Origin of the sequence: Stenotrophomonas sp. CFBP 13725 (assembly GCF_014841935.1) — a bacterium.
Taxonomy (GTDB): domain Bacteria; phylum Pseudomonadota; class Gammaproteobacteria; order Xanthomonadales; family Xanthomonadaceae; genus Stenotrophomonas.
Map to the genome: position 1 here is coordinate 101,735 of NZ_JACYUV010000002.1, position 19,539 is coordinate 121,273.

17 protein-coding genes are annotated in these 19,539 nt (G+C 65.9%); 10 read left to right on the forward strand and 7 right to left on the reverse strand.

Features of this window, described 5'->3' with window-relative positions; all coding sequences use genetic code 11:
* The first annotated feature begins 167 nt into the window (after positions 1-167).
* A complete protein-coding gene (gene pbpC / locus IFT65_RS03555) occupies positions 168-2,585 on the forward strand; it encodes a penicillin-binding protein 1C (protein WP_192080247.1) in 2,418 nt (805 codons plus the stop codon).
* Positions 2,586-2,663: 78 nt separating this feature from the next.
* Here the strand turns inward: pbpC and IFT65_RS03560 are convergent, their stop codons facing one another.
* Together IFT65_RS03560 and IFT65_RS03565 are read right to left on the reverse strand one after the other, a co-directional pair.
* Positions 2,664-3,233 carry a ferritin-like domain-containing protein gene (locus tag IFT65_RS03560; RefSeq protein WP_188324640.1) on the reverse strand — a complete coding sequence of 190 codons (570 nt, stop codon included), beginning with the start codon at positions 3,231-3,233 and terminating at the stop codon, positions 2,664-2,666.
* 44 nt (positions 3,234-3,277) lie between these two features.
* Positions 3,278-3,760 (reverse strand): peroxiredoxin, encoded by a 483-nt coding sequence (locus tag IFT65_RS03565; protein ID WP_192080249.1) that lies wholly within the window; start codon positions 3,758-3,760, stop codon positions 3,278-3,280.
* Between the two features lie 195 nt (positions 3,761-3,955).
* On the opposite strand from IFT65_RS03565, the gene IFT65_RS03570 reads away from it, so the two are divergent.
* Positions 3,956-4,852: a DnaJ C-terminal domain-containing protein gene (locus IFT65_RS03570; RefSeq protein ID WP_192080251.1), complete on the forward strand. Its 897-nt coding sequence runs from the start codon at positions 3,956-3,958 to the stop codon at positions 4,850-4,852.
* Positions 4,853-5,426: 574 nt separating this feature from the next.
* Here the strand turns inward: IFT65_RS03570 and pilH are convergent.
* Positions 5,427-5,798, reverse strand: a complete 372-nt coding sequence (pilH, locus tag IFT65_RS03575; protein WP_188324637.1) for a twitching motility response regulator PilH — start codon at positions 5,796-5,798, stop codon at positions 5,427-5,429.
* Positions 5,799-5,887: 89 nt separating this feature from the next.
* A complete protein-coding gene (locus IFT65_RS03580) occupies positions 5,888-6,883 on the reverse strand; it encodes a YhdH/YhfP family quinone oxidoreductase (RefSeq protein WP_192080253.1) in 996 nt (331 codons plus the stop codon).
* A gap of 143 nt (positions 6,884-7,026) precedes the next feature.
* On the opposite strand from IFT65_RS03580, the gene hflK reads away from it, so the two are divergent.
* The 7 genes from hflK (at position 7,027) to IFT65_RS03615 (ending at position 14,567) form a co-directional block, all read left to right on the forward strand.
* Positions 7,027-8,160, forward strand: coding sequence for an FtsH protease activity modulator HflK (gene hflK / locus IFT65_RS03585; RefSeq protein WP_188324635.1), 1,134 nt, complete (start codon positions 7,027-7,029; stop codon positions 8,158-8,160).
* Positions 8,157-9,020 (forward strand): protease modulator HflC, encoded by an 864-nt coding sequence (locus IFT65_RS03590; RefSeq protein WP_188324634.1) that lies wholly within the window; start codon positions 8,157-8,159, stop codon positions 9,018-9,020. The genes hflK and IFT65_RS03590 overlap by 4 nt, the downstream gene beginning before the upstream one ends.
* Before the next feature lie 68 nt (positions 9,021-9,088).
* On the forward strand, positions 9,089-9,274 hold the full coding sequence (locus IFT65_RS03595; protein WP_192080254.1) for a DUF2065 family protein: 186 nt from the start codon (positions 9,089-9,091) through the stop codon (positions 9,272-9,274).
* A 212-nt stretch (positions 9,275-9,486) separates the two neighbouring features.
* A complete protein-coding gene (locus tag IFT65_RS03600; RefSeq protein WP_192080255.1) occupies positions 9,487-11,625 on the forward strand; it encodes a M13-type metalloendopeptidase in 2,139 nt (712 codons plus the stop codon).
* Between the two features lie 207 nt (positions 11,626-11,832).
* A complete protein-coding gene (locus IFT65_RS03605; RefSeq protein WP_188324631.1) occupies positions 11,833-13,125 on the forward strand; it encodes an adenylosuccinate synthase in 1,293 nt (430 codons plus the stop codon).
* Positions 13,126-13,503: 378 nt separating this feature from the next.
* Positions 13,504-13,917, forward strand: a complete 414-nt coding sequence (locus IFT65_RS03610; protein WP_192080257.1) for a hypothetical protein — start codon at positions 13,504-13,506, stop codon at positions 13,915-13,917.
* A gap of 215 nt (positions 13,918-14,132) precedes the next feature.
* Positions 14,133-14,567, forward strand: coding sequence for a pyridoxamine 5'-phosphate oxidase family protein (locus IFT65_RS03615; RefSeq protein WP_192080259.1), 435 nt, complete (start codon positions 14,133-14,135; stop codon positions 14,565-14,567).
* A gap of 77 nt (positions 14,568-14,644) precedes the next feature.
* On the opposite strand, the gene IFT65_RS03620 is transcribed toward IFT65_RS03615, so the two are convergent.
* On the reverse strand, positions 14,645-15,334 hold the full coding sequence (locus IFT65_RS03620; protein WP_192080261.1) for a M23 family metallopeptidase: 690 nt from the start codon (positions 15,332-15,334) through the stop codon (positions 14,645-14,647).
* Between the two features lie 4 nt (positions 15,335-15,338).
* A complete protein-coding gene (locus IFT65_RS03625; RefSeq protein ID WP_192080722.1) occupies positions 15,339-16,310 on the reverse strand; it encodes a L,D-transpeptidase in 972 nt (323 codons plus the stop codon).
* Between the two features lie 172 nt (positions 16,311-16,482).
* On the opposite strand from IFT65_RS03625, the gene IFT65_RS03630 reads away from it, so the two are divergent.
* Positions 16,483-17,064, forward strand: coding sequence for an ion channel (locus IFT65_RS03630; protein ID WP_192080263.1), 582 nt, complete (start codon positions 16,483-16,485; stop codon positions 17,062-17,064).
* Positions 17,065-17,364: 300 nt separating this feature from the next.
* Here the strand turns inward: IFT65_RS03630 and IFT65_RS03635 are convergent, their stop codons facing one another.
* Positions 17,365-19,473 carry a catalase gene (locus tag IFT65_RS03635; protein ID WP_192080265.1) on the reverse strand — a complete coding sequence of 703 codons (2,109 nt, stop codon included), beginning with the start codon at positions 19,471-19,473 and terminating at the stop codon, positions 17,365-17,367.
* Positions 19,474-19,539: the final 66 nt, after the last annotated feature.

The window sequence follows — 19,539 nt, forward strand, 5'->3', positions numbered from 1 at the left end:
AGATGGGTCGCAGCAGGCCGACGCGGCCGTCGCGCATACGGCTGCAGCCAGCAGGCCGGTGCGGAACAGGGAAGTACGAGCAATGAAGGGCATCGAGGTGTCCGGGAAGCGGAGAAAAAGCGCGGCGCCGCAGCCCAGGGTGGAAACCGTTGCGCAGCCGTGCCGGAATGGCTCGCCCGTGTCGCTGTCGTCGGCAGGTGCAGCGCGTGATCGCATCGTCTGCCCGCTTCCGCCGTCGCCTCCCTTGGTCTGGTCCGATTCTGCGCTGGGTGCGCTGGGCGCTGGCTGCGCTGCTGGTGACCCTGCTGGTGATGGACCTCGTCTTCCCGCCGCCGCTGCCGACGCGGCGTGATACCAGTACGCTGGTGGTAGCGCAGGACGGCAGCCCGTTGCGCGCCTTTGCGGACGCAGAAGGGGTGTGGCGCTATCCGGCGTCGGTGGACGCGGTGTCGCCGCTCTATCTGCAGGCCTTGTTGGGATATGAGGATCGCTGGTTCTGGCGCCACCCCGGCATCAATCCGGTCGCACTGCTGCGTGCAGGCAAGCAGATGGCAGGGCAGCGCCGCATCGTATCCGGCGGCTCGACCTTGACCATGCAGGTCGCGCGCATCCTGGATCCGCACACGCGTACGCCGTGGGGCAAGCTCAAGCAGGTACTGCGGGCGCTGCAGCTGGAAGTACACCTCAGCAAGCGCGATATCCTGACCCTGTACCTGGAGCGCGCGCCTTACGGCGGCACCATCGAAGGGGTGGAGGCGGCGAGCTGGGCGTATCTGGGCAAATCCGCAGCGCACCTGTCACACGCCGAAGCGGCCTTGCTGGCTGTTCTGCCACAGGCGCCCAGCCGGCTGCGGCCGGACCGGCATCCGCAGGCAGCGCAGCGGGCCCGGGACAAGGTGCTGGCGCGCATGCAATCGCTGCAGCAATGGCCCGCCGACGTGGTGGCCGATGCGCGCATGGAAACCGTGGTGGCTCGCTCCCTGCGGCCGCCCCTGCATGCGGCCTTGCTGGCCCAGCGGCTGCATGCAGCGCAGCCTGACCAGGCGCGCATCCAGAGCAGCATCGACATCGACCTGCAACGCACGCTGGAAGAACGCCTCGCCAGCTATTTTTCCACCCTGCCCGAACGGACTTCGGCAGCGCTGCTGGTCATCGACAACCAGACCCTGCAGGCGCGCGCTTATGTGGGCACCTTGAATTTCGGCGATCGGCAACGGCTGGGCCATGTGGACATGGTGCAGGCCTGGCGTTCGCCAGGCTCCACGCTGAAGCCGTTCCTGTACGCCATGGCGCTGGATGACGGACTCATCCATTCGGAGAGCCTGCTGGTGGATGCGCCGCAGAGCTTCGGCGGCTACCGGCCGGGCAACTTCGATGAGGCCTTCAACGGCCCGGTAAGCGCGGCCACGGCGTTGCGTCTGTCGCTGAACGTGCCTGCCGTGGACCTGCTGGACCGTGTGGGGCCTGCGCGCTTTGCCGCGCGTCTGTCGCATGCCGGCATCCAGTTGCGGTTTCCGCGCGGCAGTTCACCGAATCTTTCGTTGATCCTGGGCGGCACAGGCGCGCGCCTGGAAGACCTGGTGGGTGCCTTTTCCGCGTTGAACCGGGGCGGAATCGCCGGGCGCGTGCGCTATACCGATGAGGCGCCTCTGCAGGAGCGCAGGCTGGTGTCACCGGGCGCGGCATGGATCACCCGCGAGATGCTGGAGGCCAACCCGCGGCCGGGGCAGGGCACTGATACCTTCGATGTGGGAGGGCGCCCGCGGGTCGCGTGGAAGACCGGAACCAGCTATGGCTACCGCGATGCCTGGGCGATCGGCAGCACCCGCCAGTACACGGTGGGGGTATGGGTCGGACGGCCCGATGGCACACCGCTGCCCGGGCAGTACGGCGCCGTCACGGCGCTGCCGCTTATGTTCGAAGTGGTGGACAGCCTGCCGCGCGGTGCAGGCGCGGGCCACGCCGTGCCTGCGCCCGTGAGCGTCAGCCAGGCCGACATCTGCTGGCCCGGTGGCGGGCTGGCGTCCGAGCTGCCGCCCGCTTTGTGCCAGCGACGTCTGAAGGCGTGGCTGCTCGACGGCAACGTACCGCCGACCTTCGCCGAGCGCGATGCGCGCCGCTGGCAGCCCGGCAGGCAGCGCTACCAGGTAGACGCCGTCACCGGCCTGCGCCTTTCAGCCGACTGCAGCGCGGTGCACGATGAGGAAGAGCGCGAGATCGCGCGCTGGCCCGCACTGCTGTCACCGTGGCTGCCAGAGGCGGCGCGCAAGGCCTCGCAGCTGCCGGCACTGGCACCGGATTGTCGTGACGATGGGCGCCAGTCCAGCATCGCCCTGCACATCGACGGACTGAACGACGGCGCGACGTTGGCGCGTGCGCCCGGCAACACCCAGGGCGTCCGCCTGCAGCTTCGCGCCCTGGGCAGCGAGCACGAGATTGATTGGCTGATGGACGGGCGCTGGTTGGCACGCACCCGCGGTGCGCAACCCTTCAACCCGGTGCTCGAGCAGACGGGTGCACACACGCTGACCGCGCTTGCCAACGACGGTGCATGGACCCAGGTGCGTTTTACAGTGGCGCGTTGATGCTGGACCGCGGGGCATCGGCCAGTGCAGTGAGTGACGACAGCCGATCGTCACCCACTGCCCTGCTGCATGGGCGGGTTACTTGCCGATCCAGCCATCCAGCAGGTCAGCGAACTCATCCGCGTGTTCCTCTTCCTGCGCGAGGATCTCCTCGAGGATGCGCTTGGTCGTGGTGTCCTTGTCACCGACGAAGTTGATCATCTCGCGATAGCTGTCGATCGCGATGCGTTCGGCAATGAGGTTCTCACGGACCATGTCACGCAGGTCGGTGCCCTCTTTGTATTCGGCATGCGACCGTGCGGTCAGCGTGTCGGGATTGAAATCCGGCTCGCCGCCCAACTGCACGATGCGCTCGGCCAGCTTGCCCGCGTGTGCCTGTTCCTGCTGCGCGTGTTCGAGGAATTCGGCCTTCACCGACTCGGCGAACATCCCCTTGGCGGTGAAGTAGTGGCGGTAGTACCGGAGCACGCACACGTATTCGGTGGCGAGGGCATCGTTGAGCAGTTTGATGACGGCCTTGCGGTCGGCACTGTAGGAATCGGTGATCGCCCCATCTTCCACATTGCGGCGCGCGTTCTCACGCAGTACCTGACGGTCGCTGATGCCAGCGGGATGGGCGGGATGCGGTTGGTTGGCTGGCTTTGACATGGCTGGCCTTTTCTCCTTTCGGTGGGGGACGCGTGGTCGTCGACCTACGCGGGTAGCTGCTGCAGCACGTGGTCGGCGGAGGACACCTCGAACGCGCCCGGCGCATCGACCCATGCGCCACGGACGGTGCCGTCCTCCACGTAAAGGGCAAACCGGCGGGAGCGGGTGCCCATGCCGGATGCACTCGCGTCCTGCTGCAGATCGAGTGCCCGGCTGAAGTCGCCATTGCCGTCGGACAACATCAACAGTCCGTCCGGCACGTTCTGGTCTTTTCCCCAGGCGTTCATGACGAAGGGGTCGTTGACCGCCATGCAGTACACCTCGATGCCACGCTGGCGGAACTCGGCAAAGCGCGTGACGTAGCCGGGCAGGTGCTGTGCCGAGCACGTCGGGGTGAAAGCACCCGGGACGGCAAACATTACGACCTTGCGGCCCTGGAACAGGGCGCGGGTATCCAGTGTTTCGATGCCATCGCGGATACGCTTGAGTGTCACTTCCGGAATGCGGTCGCCGACGCGGATGCTCATGGGGTCTCCTTGCAGGCCTGCAGGGTAGGCAAGGCCGTGGAATGGCGGTGTCAACGGATTGAAAAACCGGCGTTGAGGCCCATCTGCCGAACCAGGCGCCGCCGGTGCAGCTGCTGACCGGCCCCGCACGCGGCTGCCGCTAGAATATGCATGGGTCGGCGCCCCCGGTGCCGACGGATCAATCGAGGTAGCACGATGGAATTCAAGGATTACTACGCCACCCTGGGGGTCGAGCCGACCGCAGGCGAGGCCGAGATCAAGACCGCCTACCGGCGGCTGGCACGCAAGTTCCACCCGGACGTCAGCAAGGAGGCCGGGGCGGAAGACACGTTCAAGGGCATCAACGAGGCGTACGAGGCCCTGCGGGATCCGCAGAAGCGCGCCGCCTACGATCAGTTGCGCGCGCAGGGCTACCGGCCTGGCGAAGAATTCAATGTGCCGCCGAACTACGGTGGTGGCGCAGGCTTCAATTTCGAAGAGGTATTCGGTGGTGGCGGCGCGGCCAACGGCGGCTTCAGCGACTTCTTCGAGAGCCTGTTCGCCCGCCAGCGCGGCGCCGGTGGCCGTGGGCCGGGCCCGGGGTTCAGCAGTGCCGGCCAGGCACCGCAGCGCGACACCCGGGCCAAGCTGTCGGTGCCGCTGGAGGCGGCCTACAACGGCGATACGCTGCGCATCACCGTCAACGGGCGGCAGCTGGACGTGCGTGTGCCCAAGGGCATCAAGCCGGGGCAGGTCATCCGGCTGGGCGGGCAGGGTACCGACGGCGGAAATCTCCTGCTCGAAGTGGAATACGCCGCGCACCCGCAGTTTGAGGTCGACGGGCGCAACATCCTGTACACCCTGCAGGTGACCCCCTGGCAGGCGGCACTGGGCACCAGCATCAGCGTCCCCACGCTGGGCGGCGCGGTGGACCTGAAGATCGCGGCCGATTCCGATGCGGGCCGAAAGCTGCGCCTGCGCGGGCGCGGGCTGCCGGGTAATCCGGACGGCGACCAGATCGTGGAGTTGGAGATCGTCGCCCCGGCGGCCACCGACGAAGCACAGAAGAAGGCCTACCAGAACCTGGCGAAGGCGTTCGGCGAATCGGTGTAAGGGTGCGTGGTAGGGGCCGGGCTGCGCCCGGCACCCGCTCTGAAGCAACGGCAACGGCAACGTCCGAGGCAAGGGCGGCAGGGCCGCTTGTCGGCAGGAACATGGCAGGCATGAATCGGTAGCGCCGAGCCGTGCTCGGCGGAGTGTTCACGCCAACGGCCCGCTGCGCTCGCCGACCATGGGTCGGCGCTACCACAGGCCGCATTGACCCGTCTGGTGGAGGGAGCCCCTGAGTCAGGGGCGGTCGCGAAGCGGCGGGGTGTGGGTGCTGGTGAGACGGGGCCCGCGGTTTGCGAAGCAAAGCGTGGGAGCGGCAGCGCGAATGCGATGACGTGGACCCGTGCCGCGAAGCGGCGGGGTGTGGGTGCTGGTGAGACGGGGCCCGCGGTTTGCGCAGCAAAGCGTGGGAGCGGCAGCGCGAATGCGATGACGTGGACCCCGCCATGGATGGCGCGAAACGAGGCCCGCAGGAGCGGCTTTTGCCGTCCCCCGACCAGCCCCACCGCCTGGCCCCAAGCAAGCAGTCTGCTGTCAGAGCCAGCCGCGAGGGGGCCCCACCCGTTCGACCACCCCGTCAGGGCTGCCCGGCGAACACCCGCTCCAGCACCTCGGACAGCTCATCTTCCGAGAACGGCTTGGTGATGTACGCCTTCGCGCCTTGGCGCATGCCCCACATACGGTCGGTGTCCTGATCCTTGGTCGTGACCAGGATCACTGGGATGTGCCGCGTGGATGCGTCGCGGGCCAGCGTGCGCGTTGCCTGGAACCCGTTGAGGTTGGGCATCACCACATCCATCAGGACCAGATCGGGCAGCGCGGCGCGTGCTGCTTCCACGCCCGCGGCACCGTCGGTGGCGGTCAGGATCTCGTGGCCGAGTTTTTCGACGATGCGCTGTATCCCCAACAGCTGCGACGGCGAATCGTCGACGATAAGGATGCGTGCCATGTTGTTCCCCAAGTGATGCCAGCAGTGTAGTGCGCTGCTCATGGCAGGGTGAAGCAAAGGCCGCACCGTCCGTCGCCCGCCTGCAACGTTCAGTCGATCCGCACGACCGTGCGCCCCGTCGATCCCCCGGCCAGCATTCCATCGAAGACCTCGGGCAGGTCGGCGAGCACCACTTCCCGTGTGCAGATGGCATCGAGGTGTGCGGGCCGCCAGGCCGTGCCCAGCTGCGCCCAGACCTGTTCGCGGAGCGCGCGGGGTGCATTGGCCGAGGACACGCCAAGCAGTGACACCCCCCGCAGGATGAAGGGCATCACGGTCATCTCCAGCGATGGGCCCGCAGCGAGACCGGCGCTGACCACGCTGCCGTAGGGCACCGTCTGGGCCAACAGGCTGGTCAGCATCGTCCCGCCTGCACTGTCCAGGCCGCCGCCGAAACGCGCCGACTGCAGCGGCCCGGCATCCGCCAGGGCCTCACGCGGCAGCACCTCGGCGGCGCCCAGCGAGCGCAGCCAGTCGGCTTGGCCGGGCTTGCCACTGATCGCATGCACGGCATACCCCGCGCGGCTGAAGATATCCACGGCCAGGCAGCCAACGCCGCCGCTGGCACCGGTCACCGCCAAGGGACCATGAGCGGGGGTGAGCCGGTTGTCCTGCATGCGCACCAACGCCAGCGCGGCGGTGAATCCGGCGGTGCCGATGACCATCGCCTCGCGCGGGGAAAGCCCGGACGGCTGGGCGATGACGGCACTGGACTCCAGGCGCACGTACGGGCTGTAGCCCCCGTCGCGGGTCTCACTCAGCCCACATCCGGTCGCCAGTACGGCATCGCCCTCACGCCAGGCCGGATCCGTGGAGGCCACCACCGTGCCGGCGACATCGATGCCTCCCACCAGCGGGAAGCGCCGCAGGATACGGCCCTTGCCCGTGCCAGCCAGGGCGTCCTTGTAGTTCACCGAGGACCAGTGCGCCCGCACCAGCACCTGCCCGGCGGACAGGTCATCCAGGCCTATCGATTCCAGGCCGCTACGATGGCCGTGGTCGTCCTGGTGGATACGGAAGGCGGTGAAAGACGCGGGGAGGGACATTGCAACGCTCGCTGACGGGGAAATATCACCTTACCCCCTTCCAATCCTCCTGATCCGCCCCATCTTGTAGAATCAGGGAAACCGGTACAAGGCTGGTGTCACGGGAAGGGCCCGTGGCGCGGCCCAATACAGATGGAGCGTGCATGGCCTGGAATACACCCGGCGGCAACAGGGACGGACAACGTCCCGAAGACAACCGGCGGGGGCCTTCCAAGCCCCGCGGCGGCGGATTTGGTGGTGGCTGGGGTGGGTTCCCGGGGCCGTTGAAGGAAATGTTCGATGGAGGCATCGTCCGCTGGATCGCGATCGCGGCGGTCCTGCTGTTGCTGTTCTCCAGCTTCCAGCTGATAGGCGAACAACAGCGGGGCGTGGTCCTGCGCTTCGGCCAGTTCTCGCGCATCCTGCAGCCCGGCCCGAACTTCAAGCTGCCGTGGCCGATCGAGTCGGTGACCAAGGTCAACGCCACGGAGATCAAGACGTTCTCGATCTCGGTGCCGGTGCTGACCCGCGACGAGAACATCGTCAACGTCTCGCTCAACGTGCAGTACCGCATCGATGATCCGCGCCTGTTCCTGTTCGGCACATTCGATGCCAACCAGGTACTGGAGCAGTCGTCGCAGAGTGCGGTGCGTGAAGAGGTCGGCCGTGCCGACCTGAACTCGGTGCTCAACAACCGTGGCCCGCTGGCGACGGCGGCCGAAACGCGCCTGCAGACCCTGCTGGCCGCGTACCGCACCGGTGTGACGGTGACCGGTCTGACCCTGCCTGACGCGCGCCCGCCGGAAGAAGTGAAGCCGGCCTTCGACGAGGTCAATGGTGCGCAGCAGGTCAAGGAGCGTCTGATCAACGAGGCGCAGGCCTATGCAGCGAAGGTGGTTCCGGAAGCGCGCGGCCAGTCCGCACGTACCCGCACCACGGCCGAGGGCTACAAGGCGGCGGTGGTCTCGCGTGCAGAGGGTGACGCCCAGCGCTTCACCCTGCTGCAGCAGCAGTACAAGAACTCGCCGGACGTGACCCGCAAGCGCCTGTGGCTGGAAACGGTGGAGCAGGTGCTGGCCGAAAACCGCAAGGTGATCGGTGGCGACAGCCGCCAGGTGCTGTACGTACCGTTCCCGGGTGAAACGCGCCCGACCGGTGCGGCGCAGCTGCCATTGACCAATCCGGATGTCGTGCTGCCTGCCGTGACCGGCAGTGCAACGACCGCTCCGCGTGATCCAGGTCGGCCGGTGGGCCGTCCGACGGGTCGACCGAACGGCCGTGAGGAGGGCAGCCAATGAGGAGTTCACTGTGGATCGGCCTGGTGGTCGTGATCCTGTTCGGCCTGCTGGGTTCGGTGTTCGTGGTCCGTGAGGACCAGACCGGCATGGTGCTGAATCTGGGCCGTGTGGTCCGTGCGGACATCAAGCCGGGCCTGCATTTCAAGGTGCCGCTGGTGGAAAGCGTGCGCGTGTTCGATCGCCGTTTCCAGGTGCTCGACACGGCACCGGCGCGGTATTTCACCGCCGAGCAGAAGGATGTCAGCGTTGACTTCTTCGCCATCGGGTACATCTCCAACGTGGGCGATTATTTCCGCGCCACCGGTGGCGATCCGCGCGTGGCCAATGCCCGCCTGGCACCGATCATCACCGACTCGCTGCGCAACCAGATCAACTCGCGTTCGTTGACCGAGCTGGTATCGGGTGACCGCAGCGAACTGATCGCCGATCAGCTGACCGGCATCAACGAGGCGGTGAAGGGCCTGGGCATGCAGATCATCGACCTGCGCATCAAGCAGATCGACCTGCCGACCGACAGCCAGGTGATCAATGATGTGTACGAGCGCATGCGTGCACAGCGCAAGCAGGAAGCCGCGAAGCTGCGGGCGGAAGGCGAGGAACAGGCGCTGACCATCCGTGCCCAGGCCGATCGTGAGGCCACGGTGCTGGTGGCCGTTGCCGAGCGTGATGCCCAACGGATGCGAGGCGAGGGCGATGCCGATGCCACGCGCATCTACGGGCAGGCGGGTTCGGCCGATCCCTCGTTCTACGCGTTCACGCGCAGCCTTGAGGCTTACCGCAACTCGTTGACCGATGGTAATGGCGTGATCGTGCTGGACAAGAATGATCCGTTCCTGCAGTACCTGAAGAGCGACAAGTAAGTTCTGTAGTTGCTTCGTACGGGGCCCGGCATGTCCGGGCCTCGTGCTTTTCGTGGAGTTCAAACCGGATGAAAGACCTGTTCGCCGCGCTGTGCCTGGTGGCGGTGCTGGAAGGCCTGCTGCTGTTCGCCGCGCCGCTGGCGTGGAAGCGCATGGCCGAGCGCCTGCTGGACCTGCCCGGTCCGGCGCTGCGCAGTTTTGGCGGACTGGTGTTGCTGGCCGGCTTGAGCCTGCTGTGGTGGGCGCGGCACTGACACGCACCCTGCTGACACGCACCCCACTGCCAGTTCCCGCTCATTGACGCATGCGTCCCTATGACGCCTGACGCACCTTCACTAGGGTTGGAGCTTCCTGGTCAGGAGGTGGAACGATGCCGATTGCAGTGGGGGATGTTCGCGCACGTCAGGGCAACAATGAGGTCGCGAGGGAGGCGCACCGCCAGCCCGTTTCAGGGCGTGCAGGCCGCATGCCGAAACGGGTGCCGGGCCTTGGCTTTGTCGGCAACCGGTCCTGGGACCTGCGCAGCGCGCTGACGCTGGGCACGGTCGTGTTGCTGGCAGGGCAGCAGGCGGCGTCACTGGGGGCGCGGGCCGGCATGCGGCAAGACGATACGGCCCTGCCACCGAGGCCCCCACCGGCGGGGTCATCCCTGCTGGCCGCCGTGCGCCCGCACGCCGTGCGCTGCGTGCCTGCCGCTGCACCGACACCTGCCGCACCACTTCCGCAGGCCTTCCACCCGGATCTGTTCAACCCGTTGGTGCAGCCGCTGGAAATGCTGGCCAATGCCGAAGCGCTCGCGGTGGCCGAAGAGAGCGGCGGCGCCGGCAGTTCACTGCTGTGGCAAGGCATCGCCGCGTGGTTCGCCACCCCCTGCGGCCAGCTCGACAGCTACGTCAACGGCTTCTGGAAACTGCAGCACCCACCGGGCCGTGAGATCCCGACCCGCTTCGCGGAAATGCGTCATCACGCCAGCGAGTCGTTGCTGCCGCTGGCGCAGCAGGCATCCACTGCAGCGGGGGGCGCCGAGGCCGCACTTGCCGCAACCTGGGCTGCCGCCGCCGATCCGGCGGGCCGGGGATGGTCGCATTTCCGGCCGCAGCGCGATGCCATTGCCGCGCTCGCCAGCCGAGCCGACATCGAGCACCACATATGCCAGGGCATGCTGCGAGGGCAGGAGTCGGTGCTCGGCCTGCAGCGCTTCTTTCTCAACGGCGTGCTGGCCGCAGGTTTCGCGCTTGGCAGCCCGGATGGTGCGGTGTACGGCCTGCCCCCTTCGCATCCCGATGTGCTGGCTTACCGTGATCGCATTGCCGACCTGCTGCGCACGTCCGGCATGGCGCCCACCGACGCGGCTGCGGCCGCAGACACGGTGCTGGAGATGGAGCGCACGCTGGCCCAAGCCCCTGTGCAGGTGAATTCCTACACGCTTTCCCAAGCCGAGGCGGCGCTGCCGGGTTTTGCCTGGCAGACCGTCTGGCAAACGCTGGGCCTGGATCCGATGACGTCGCTGTACATCACCATGGAGAGTTGCAGGAAGCTTGACGTGATGCTGCAACGGCGCCCGCTTGCCGATTGGCGGGCATTCCTGCAGTACCACCAGGCGCGTCGCGCACAGGGGTATCTGCTGGGGAGTGTCGAACCGCCAGCGCGGTTGAAACAACTGGATGAAAGCCGCGGCGGCAGGTTGCTGCTCAGTGCGTGGTACGGCCAGCGCATGGCACCGGCGCTGACCGCGCCGGCGTTGGCGATGTTCGATGCGATCCGCCAGGTGTTCATCGACGACCTGGCGATGTCCGCGTTGCCCGATGCGGACCGCGCCTCGCTGCACGCCGCGCTTGAAGCCGTCCAGCTGGTATTCGACGATGCAGGCCAGCAGGTGCCTTGGGACGGATTCATCGCCTCGGCCTCGCACCTTGCCAATATGCAGGCGCTGGACGTGCTCGCGACCCGCAACGATCTGGCCATCATTGAAGGCCCCACCGATTCCCTCCTTGCGGGACCTGCGCATCACCTCTCGCTCGGGACGAACGTGATCGACGAACGGGTCATGCTTTCGCCGGCGCTGCTGGACAGCCTTGAGCACCTTGGTTCATCCCGTGAGGAGCGCTGGGGCTTGCTGGGTTTCATGCTGGGGCATGAGATCGCGCACCTGCTGGGCGAAGCGCGCGACCTGAGCCCCGAGGCGGAAGCGCTGATGGCACGCGAAGACACCGCCATCCGACAACGTATCGGGGACATGTGGATAGACCAGACGCATCTGAACGCCACGCGCGTGCAGGAAGAAGCCGCGTGTGACCTGCGCGGTATCAGTGCGGCGCGACGCGCCGGGCAGGCCGAGGCCGAGGCGGCAGGGGAGTCGTTCGATCTACAGCGCTTTTTTCTTGCCGCCGCAGGCCTGCACGCCGCCAATCCCACCGAGCGGCAACTGCGGCGGCAGGTTGCCGAAGATGACCACCCGCCGGGCCCGTTTCGCGCGGGGTTGGCCCGATTCGTGCAGGGCTTCGACAGCGCCTTCGGTTGCACGCCGCGCCCCGCCCAGCCCTTCGAGTATCTATTCCCCGTGCGCGACGCTGCCGCCGGTACGACCGACCCCAACCGTGGCTGACCCGTACCCCGGCCGGGGTGGCACCTGCCCCCTGAAACCCGGATAATGCACAAAAGCCGGACGGGCCCTCCCGTTCGGCTTTTTCTGTGTCCGGGACCTTCCTTCGCCGGCGCCTCCCCGTTGGAGCCGCCATCCCGCGCTGGCCTGTCCTGCCACGGTTTACCCGTCAGCGGCCCCGATGGCCGCACACAATTCGAGGAGCCCGTCATGGGTCAGTCTGTCGTAGTGCTTGGTGCCCAGTGGGGCGATGAAGGCAAGGGCAAGATCGTCGATCTGCTCACCGAGGAAATCGGTGCCGTAGTACGTTTCCAGGGCGGCCACAATGCCGGCCACACGCTGGTCATCAACGGCAAGAAGACCGTCCTGCACCTGATCCCGTCAGGCATCCTGCGTCCTGATGCGCTGTGCCTGATCGGCAATGGCGTGGTGATCTCCCCGGCCGCGCTGCAGAAAGAAATCGCCGAGCTGGAAACCTCCGGCGTGGAAGTGCGCTCGCGCCTGAAGATCTCCCCGGCGGCACCGCTGATCATGCCGTACCACATCGCCCTGGACCAGGCGCGCGAACGCGCTGCCGGTGGCAAGGCGATCGGCACCACCGGCCGTGGCATCGGCCCGGCATACGAAGACAAGGTGGCGCGTCGCGGCATCCGCATCGCCGACCTGCATTACCCGGCGCAGCTGGAAGAGCTGCTGCGCACCGCGCTGGATTACCACAACTTCGTGCTGACCAAATACCTGGGCACCGATGCTGTCGATTTCCAGCAGACCTTCGATGAAGCGCTGGCCTTCGGCGAATACGTGCAGCCGATGAAGTCCGACGTGGCCGGCATCCTGCACGACCTGCGCAAGCAGGGTAAGCGGGTGTTGTTCGAGGGTGCGCAGGGCGCGCTGCTGGACATCGATCACGGCACCTATCCGTACGTCACCAGCTCCAACACCACCGTCGGTGGTGCACTGGCCGGTGCCGGCGTCGGCGCTGATTCCATCGACTACGTGCTGGGCATCGCCAAGGCCTACGCAACGCGCGTGGGCGGTGGCCCGTTCCCGACCGAACTGGACGACGAAATCGGCCAGGGCATCCGTGACCGCGGCGCCGAGTACGGTGCGTCCACCGGCCGCCCGCGTCGTTGCGGCTGGATGGACATCGTGGCGCTGAAGCGCGCGGTTGCCATCAACGGCATCAGCGGCCTGTGCATCACCAAGCTGGACGTGCTGGATGGCATGGAAAAGCTGAAGATCTGCATCGCTTACGAATACCGTGGCAAGCGTACCGAGTACGCGCCGCTGGACGGGCAGGGCTGGGAAGAGTGCACGCCGGTGTACCTGGAGTTCCCGGGCTGGACCGAGAACACCCACGGCATCACCACCTGGGACGACCTGCCGCCGGCCGCACGCGCCTACCTGCGTTCGCTGGAAGAGCTGGCCGGTTGCCCGATCAGCATCGTGTCCACCGGCCCGGACCGCGACCACACGATGGTGCTGCAGGACCCGTTCGCCTGATCCCAGGCAGTGACGCGGTAGCGCCGAGCTCTGCTCGGCGGGCTTCACACGGAGGGCGTGGCGACCAGCGGTCGTCACGCCCTCTGCCGTTTTACACATCCGCCGATATCCCCGTCGGGCCATCGCATCGACGATGCAGAGGCTGGAATCAACAGTTCCAGCCGGGATTGGCATTCCGTTAGTTTTCAAATCACCATCTCTGTTGTGGCCCTTCGGGGACGGCGGAGAATGCATCGTCCTGCCGGCTTGCGGCGGGCGGTGCGTGGGGATCCTTACCCGATCCGCCGGTTTGATGGTGATTGAAAGCTCCGGTATGCCAACCCGCACCGTCCGCCACCCCGCATCCTGCGGGTGGCCACAGCGAAGGACAGGCATTCCATGGGTGAATTCTCTCCCCCCGGCGCACGGCTCCATGCCCTCATCGGCGATGCCGTGCTCGATATCCCGCGCCACTTGGCCGAGCGTCTGGAAACAACCCTCAAAGCGCAGGGCATGGGCGATCCCACCCCCGCGCTGGTGGCCCATCTCTCCCTGATGCATCACGGCGAAAGTGCGGACGGTACGCTGTGGGAAGAGGAAGGCCTGGGGCTGGGGCGCTGCGGTGATCTGGCGCTGGCCAGTCGCAGCCTGCAGGGGCTGCACGGCATCCTGCAGATTCTGCACGCTGCCCATCTGACCCGGCAGCACGCCGGGCCGGAGCAGCAGCTTGGCGATCATCTGCAGGGCGCACTGCTGCAGGCCGGACGGCAGCTGGCCCAGACCGCCTGCGACGCCGTGCATTGGCGGCGTTGAGTGCGCGGGCCCCGCCGAAGGGTCTGTACCCCAGCGCGCCTCGAAATGATCGCCGTGGTCCTGGCGTCGGTGTCCGTCGTGGCGTCGTTGTTCGGGCTCGGGGTGCTCTACGGGGTGATCGGGTGACCCTGCGCACGCCGCCGTCGCTGTTCGTGCACGGGCGGTTTACAGCGAGCTGTCCACCCTCGGACCAACCACCGACGCGAGACCGCCCCATGAGCACGAAGACGCTGCAGGACCTGGCCAAGAAGATGGCCGACATCGATTTCGTCATGCTGCAGACGATCACCGACGGCGGTGAACTCGCGGCACGGCCGATGAGCAACAACGGCGACGTGGACTACGACGGTGACAGCTGGTTCTTCACCTATGAAAACACGCGCATGGTCGCCGACATCCGGCGCGACCCGAAGGTCGGGTTGTCGTTCACCGGCGCGAAGTCCCTGTTGGGCAAGCCGCCGATCTTCATTGCCGTGCAAGGGCACTGCCACCTGCATACCGACAAGGCCACCTTTGCCGAGCATTGGGTGGACGACCTTGAACGCTGGTTCGAGCAGGGTATCGATACCCCGGGCATCGTGTTGCTGCACGTCCGCGCCGCTCGCCTCACGTGGTGGGACGGCGAAGAAAACGGCGAAATCACGATCTGACACTGGTAGCGCCGACCCACGGTCGGCGAGCGCAGCGGTGCTCGGCGGAACCCGTCCGCCGAGTACCGCTCGCGGCGCTACCGTGCGGTCAGCAGCGGATACGGATTGATCGACTCGCCCTTCCACCACTGCTTTTCAGGCCCCAACAGGTGGATCTCGAAGTGCAAGTGGGGCGCATCTTTGTTCGCGTTGCCGGTGCTGCCGACATACCCGATCACTTCGCCCCGCTTGATCTGCTTCTTCTCCGCCAAGCCATCCGCATACCGCTGCAGATGCGCGTAGTAATAGCAATGCACACCGTCGGGGTCGAACTGATACATCGTCAGCCCGCCTTTATCACTGTCGAACAGCTTTTCGACCTGGCCATCGGCCACCGCCAGCACCGGCGTGCCTTCCGCCGCCATGATGTCGATCGCATCATGCACCCGGCCTTCGCTCCGGGCGTCGGTAAACGTGTCCTGCAACTGCGATGGCTGGATACCTTGGACCGGCAGCAGCAGGCCACTGCCCGACGCCACCGGCGCAGGCGGCGGCATGGCAGACGGGCTCGCCACGGGCGGGGCAGTGACCGGCGGTGCGCCTGCCACGGGGACCGCCTCGGGCGCGACCGCGCCCGGTACGCCGGCAGCCGCCGTCTCAGGGACGGCGATCACGGTCGCCGGATCCACAGGCGCGATGTCGACCGCATCGCCCCGTGTGTCGAACAGCCACCAGCCCACGCCGATGCCTACCACCAGCCCCACTGCAATCAACGGCATCACGCGCATCCGGTCACTCCTGCATCACGACGGTCAACGACGGTCCCACGGCATCGGCCACGCGCATCGCATCCCAGTTCGTCATGCGCACGCAGCCGTGCGATTCCGTCTTGCCGACGTGGCCCGGCTCGGGGGTGCCGTGCAGCCCGTAATGCGGCTTGGAGATGTCAATCCAGACCACGCCCACCGGATTGTTCGGGCCCGGCGGCAGCGTCTGCTTGGTGTCGCCCTTTTTTGCGTCCCAGAACAGCTTCGGGTTGTAGTGGAAAGTGGGGTCACGCGCTACGCCAAGAATCTTCCATTCACCGATCGGCAGCGGATCGTGCTGGCTGCCGGAAGACACCGGCACCTGCGCCAGTACTTTCCCCTGGTCGTCCAGCAACTGCAGGGTAGAGTCCGATTTGTCGATCAGTACCTTCGCTGCCTTGGGCAGCGCGCCGCTGCCGATATTTGGTACCTGGATCGTGGCGCCCGCCTGGCCGAGGTTGATGCCGGGGTTGAGTGCTTTCAGCAGCGCAGGGGATGCGTGGAAGCGCTCACCCAGTGCCTCTTCCACCGTGCCGAAGCCCAGAGCCTTCAATTGCGCCTGTGCGGCAGGGCCCTTCGGGGTGGGCTGGAATGGCCCGGCCACATCTTCTGCGGTCAGCGTGTAGCGCGTGAGCATGTTGGTGCTGTCGGCCTTCAGGGCCGTCCACGTTTCATCGTCCAGCTCACCGGTGACCTTCAGCCCATGGGCGGCCTGGAAACCCGACACCGCGCGACGCTGGTTGGATCCGACCTCGCCATCGATCTGACCGGGCGAAAAGTTGGCGCGGTCCAGCAGCACCTGCGCATGCAGCGGCGAGCGTGGCTCGATGTTCACCGGCTCGCTGGCCGGCGCTTGAGTGGGGGCAGCGGCGGCGGGCGCCTGGGCCATGGCGAACGGAGCGGCGGTCAGGCCCATGCAGGCGGCGAGCAGGCAGGTGAGGCGGAGGCGCTTGGGCATCATGGATGTGTTCCTTCATCGAATACCCCCACCATGCCCGTTATGCATGCGCAGCCGCCGTGAAAACGATGACTCCCCGCAGGCCCAGTTGGAGACAGACGTTCAAAGGACGGTCCTAAAGAATCATTGCTGATGGCCGATCAATACGGATCCGTCATGATGAGGCAAGGGAATGCAGGTAATTATTGAGAAAGGAGTGGATTTGTTGGATAAATTGGATGTATCAGGCAGAAAGCGTCTCGGCTTTGCTGCGCTGTTGGCGGTTTCCGCTTTCAGTCCATCTTTCCTGACTTTGGTGACGGGGGATGATCGCGCGGTAGATTGGAGAATATGGATTTGGGTTGTGATGCTAATACTTAGCTACGCAATATTCGCCTTTACCTCGCATCGAAAGATAGTCATCAGAAAAAAGGATTCGCTGGGAATTCTGATGCTTTTCGCACTGGTCACGGTAGTCTACATCGGCGGGTTCGCGTCCCTTTACTATGCTTTTCCTCTCGTTGGAGGAGGAGAGGGCCTAGCGCGTGCCGCCACACTGACCGATGCATTTTATTTTTCCACGGCCACTTTCACCACGCTAGGCTTCGGCGACATTCTTCCAAAAACGCCGGAGGCTAAATGGATTGTCGCGATGGAGGCGATCCTAGGCCTGACTCACACCGTCCTTTTCATCTTCTTCTTCCTGCGGAACGGCATGGTGGGCGAAGAAACGAAGGCAGTCTCGTCGGAGATGGTGCCGCATGAAAAGCCCTAGAAATCAGAGTGGAATGAGATGGGTTTGAGACGTCGACCCTTGGGCGACATCGCTTGAATTCTGCAAAATGTTGGGAGGTTCGCTATGGCGGGCGTGGTGCAAGGCTTCACCATTAAAACTGTTCTGTCTCGACTTCGGTCATCGATCATCGATTATTCCGAGTCAGGTAGCTTAAAGGCAGTGCTGAACAGTGTTGGGTTGCTTGGCAGGCAGTAGTTGCAGAGGCAGATACCACTTTGAGCAGAGGACTTGCAGGAGCGAAAAGTGCCGGCCATAAGGCCGGCACGCCCACCTGCAAGGTCAGGCCAGCAGCCGCAGCTTGGGCTCGCGCGCCCACTGGCGGGTGGATGCAGCGGCGACGAACGCCTCCGCGTCAGCTGCAGTGACGATGCCCGGATCAGTGCCCACGCGGGCCGCCTTCAACAGCGCGGTGCCACCTTCGTCGCTCGCAATTGCTTTCAGGTGGGCCCAGGCATTGCTGACGAAATCGATGGCAGCCGATTCCTTCGACAACGCCCGGCCCGCATCGGCCGTCAGCACGACCGCTACCGCATCGAACACGACCGATGGCGTACCGGCGAGCTGTCCATCGGCCGCTTGGCGCTTGCCATCGCTGAGCACCCCGCCGCCGACTTTCGGCGCTACCAGTTTCACGTCGGCGCCGGCCTTCTGTGCCGCCTTCCGGAGCGCGGCGATGGTGCCCGCATCGGATCCCTGATCGAACAGGATGCCGATGCAGCGGCCCTGCAGGCTCTCCTTGCCGCGGCCGATGGTGCGCACTTCCGGTGCCTTCGGCATGTCCTGCGCCGGAATGGCGGTGGGGGCGGCGTCGGGCAGGTCGTCCATGCCCAGCCCATCGGCAACGCGCTTGGCCAGCGACTCATCGATGTTCAGCACGTGGCTGACGACGCGCTCGCGGATGTAGCCGGTCTCCACCTTGGACAGCTCGAAGACCAGCGCGGAGGCGAGATGTGCCTGCTCCGGTTTTTCCAGACTGCGGAAGAACATGCGGGCCTGGCTGTAGTGGTCGGCAAAGCTGTCCGCGCGGGTCCGGCCCTTGCGCCCGTCATCGGGCGTTGCATGGCTGCGGAAGCCAGCCGGAGTCTGCCGCGGGCTGTCGCCTTCCAGCGAGCTCGGATCGTAGGCGACGCGGCCCTTGGGAATCTGCATCTGCATGTGGCCATCGCGCTGGTGGTTGGCGAAGGGGCACTTCGGTGCATTGACCGGGATCTGGTGGAAGTTCGGCCCACCCAGGCGAATCAGCTGGGTATCCAGATACGAGAACAGACGGCCCTGCAGCAGCGGGTCGTTGCTGAAATCGATGCCCGGCGGCACGTTCGCAGGGCAGTAAGCCACCTGCTCGGTTTCGGCGAAGAAGTTGTCCGGCCAGCGATCCAGCACCATGCGCCCGATCACCTGCAACGGCACCAGCGACTCGGGAATGATCTTCGTGGAATCCAGATGGTCGAACGGGAACGCATCGGCCTCTTCTTCAGTGAACAGCTGAACAGCCAGTTCCCACTCGGGGAAGTCGCCACGCTGGATCGCTTCGAACAGATCGCGGCGCTGGAAGTCATTGTCAGCGCCCTGCAGCTTCAGCGCTTCGTCCCATACCGTCGACTGCAGGCCGAGCTTGGGACGCCAGTGGAACTTCACGAACGTGGAGTTGCCGGCCTCGTCGAGCAGGCGGAAGCTGTGGATGCCGAACCCTTCGATCATCCGCAGCGAACGCGGAATGGTGCGGTCGCTCATCGCCCACATGATCATGTGCATGGATTCGGGCATCAGCGAAACGAAGTCCCAGAACGTGTCGTGGGCGCTGGCCGCCTGCGGAAAGGCACGGTCCGGCTCCATCTTCACTGCGTGGATCAGGTCGGGGAACTTCAGCGCATCCTGGATGAAGAACACCGGGATGTTGTTGCCCACCAGGTCCCAGTTGCCTTCAGTGGTGTAGAACTTGACCGCGAATCCGCGCACGTCACGCGGCGTATCGACCGACCCGGCGCCGCCGGCCACCGTGGAGAAGCGCGTGAACACCGGCGTCTTCACGCCGACTTCGGTCAGGATCTTGGCGCGGGTGAACTTGCCCAAGGAACGCGTCAGTTCAAAGTACCCGTGGGCGGCGCTACCGCGCGCATGGACGATGCGCTCCGGGATGCGCTCATGATCGAAGTGGGTGATCTTCTCGCGCAGCAGGAAATCTTCCAGCAAGGTCGGGCCCCGTGGGCCTTGGCGCAGCGAGTTCTGGTTGTCCGCGATCGGGATGCCCTGGTTGCTGGTCAGCACCGGATGCGAACCGCCTGCCAGCTGGTGCAGCTCATCACCGGTACCGCGCTCTTCGCGGGGGGCGTCTTCGGATGGGGCGGTCGAGGCGGATGCGCGCTTGCCGGATGGCTTGCTGGCGGCCATGGGAGGTCTCCTGGAGGGTGGGCGGGGCTTTTTCCCTTCGACCATGGCCCGACGGGTGTTAATCCA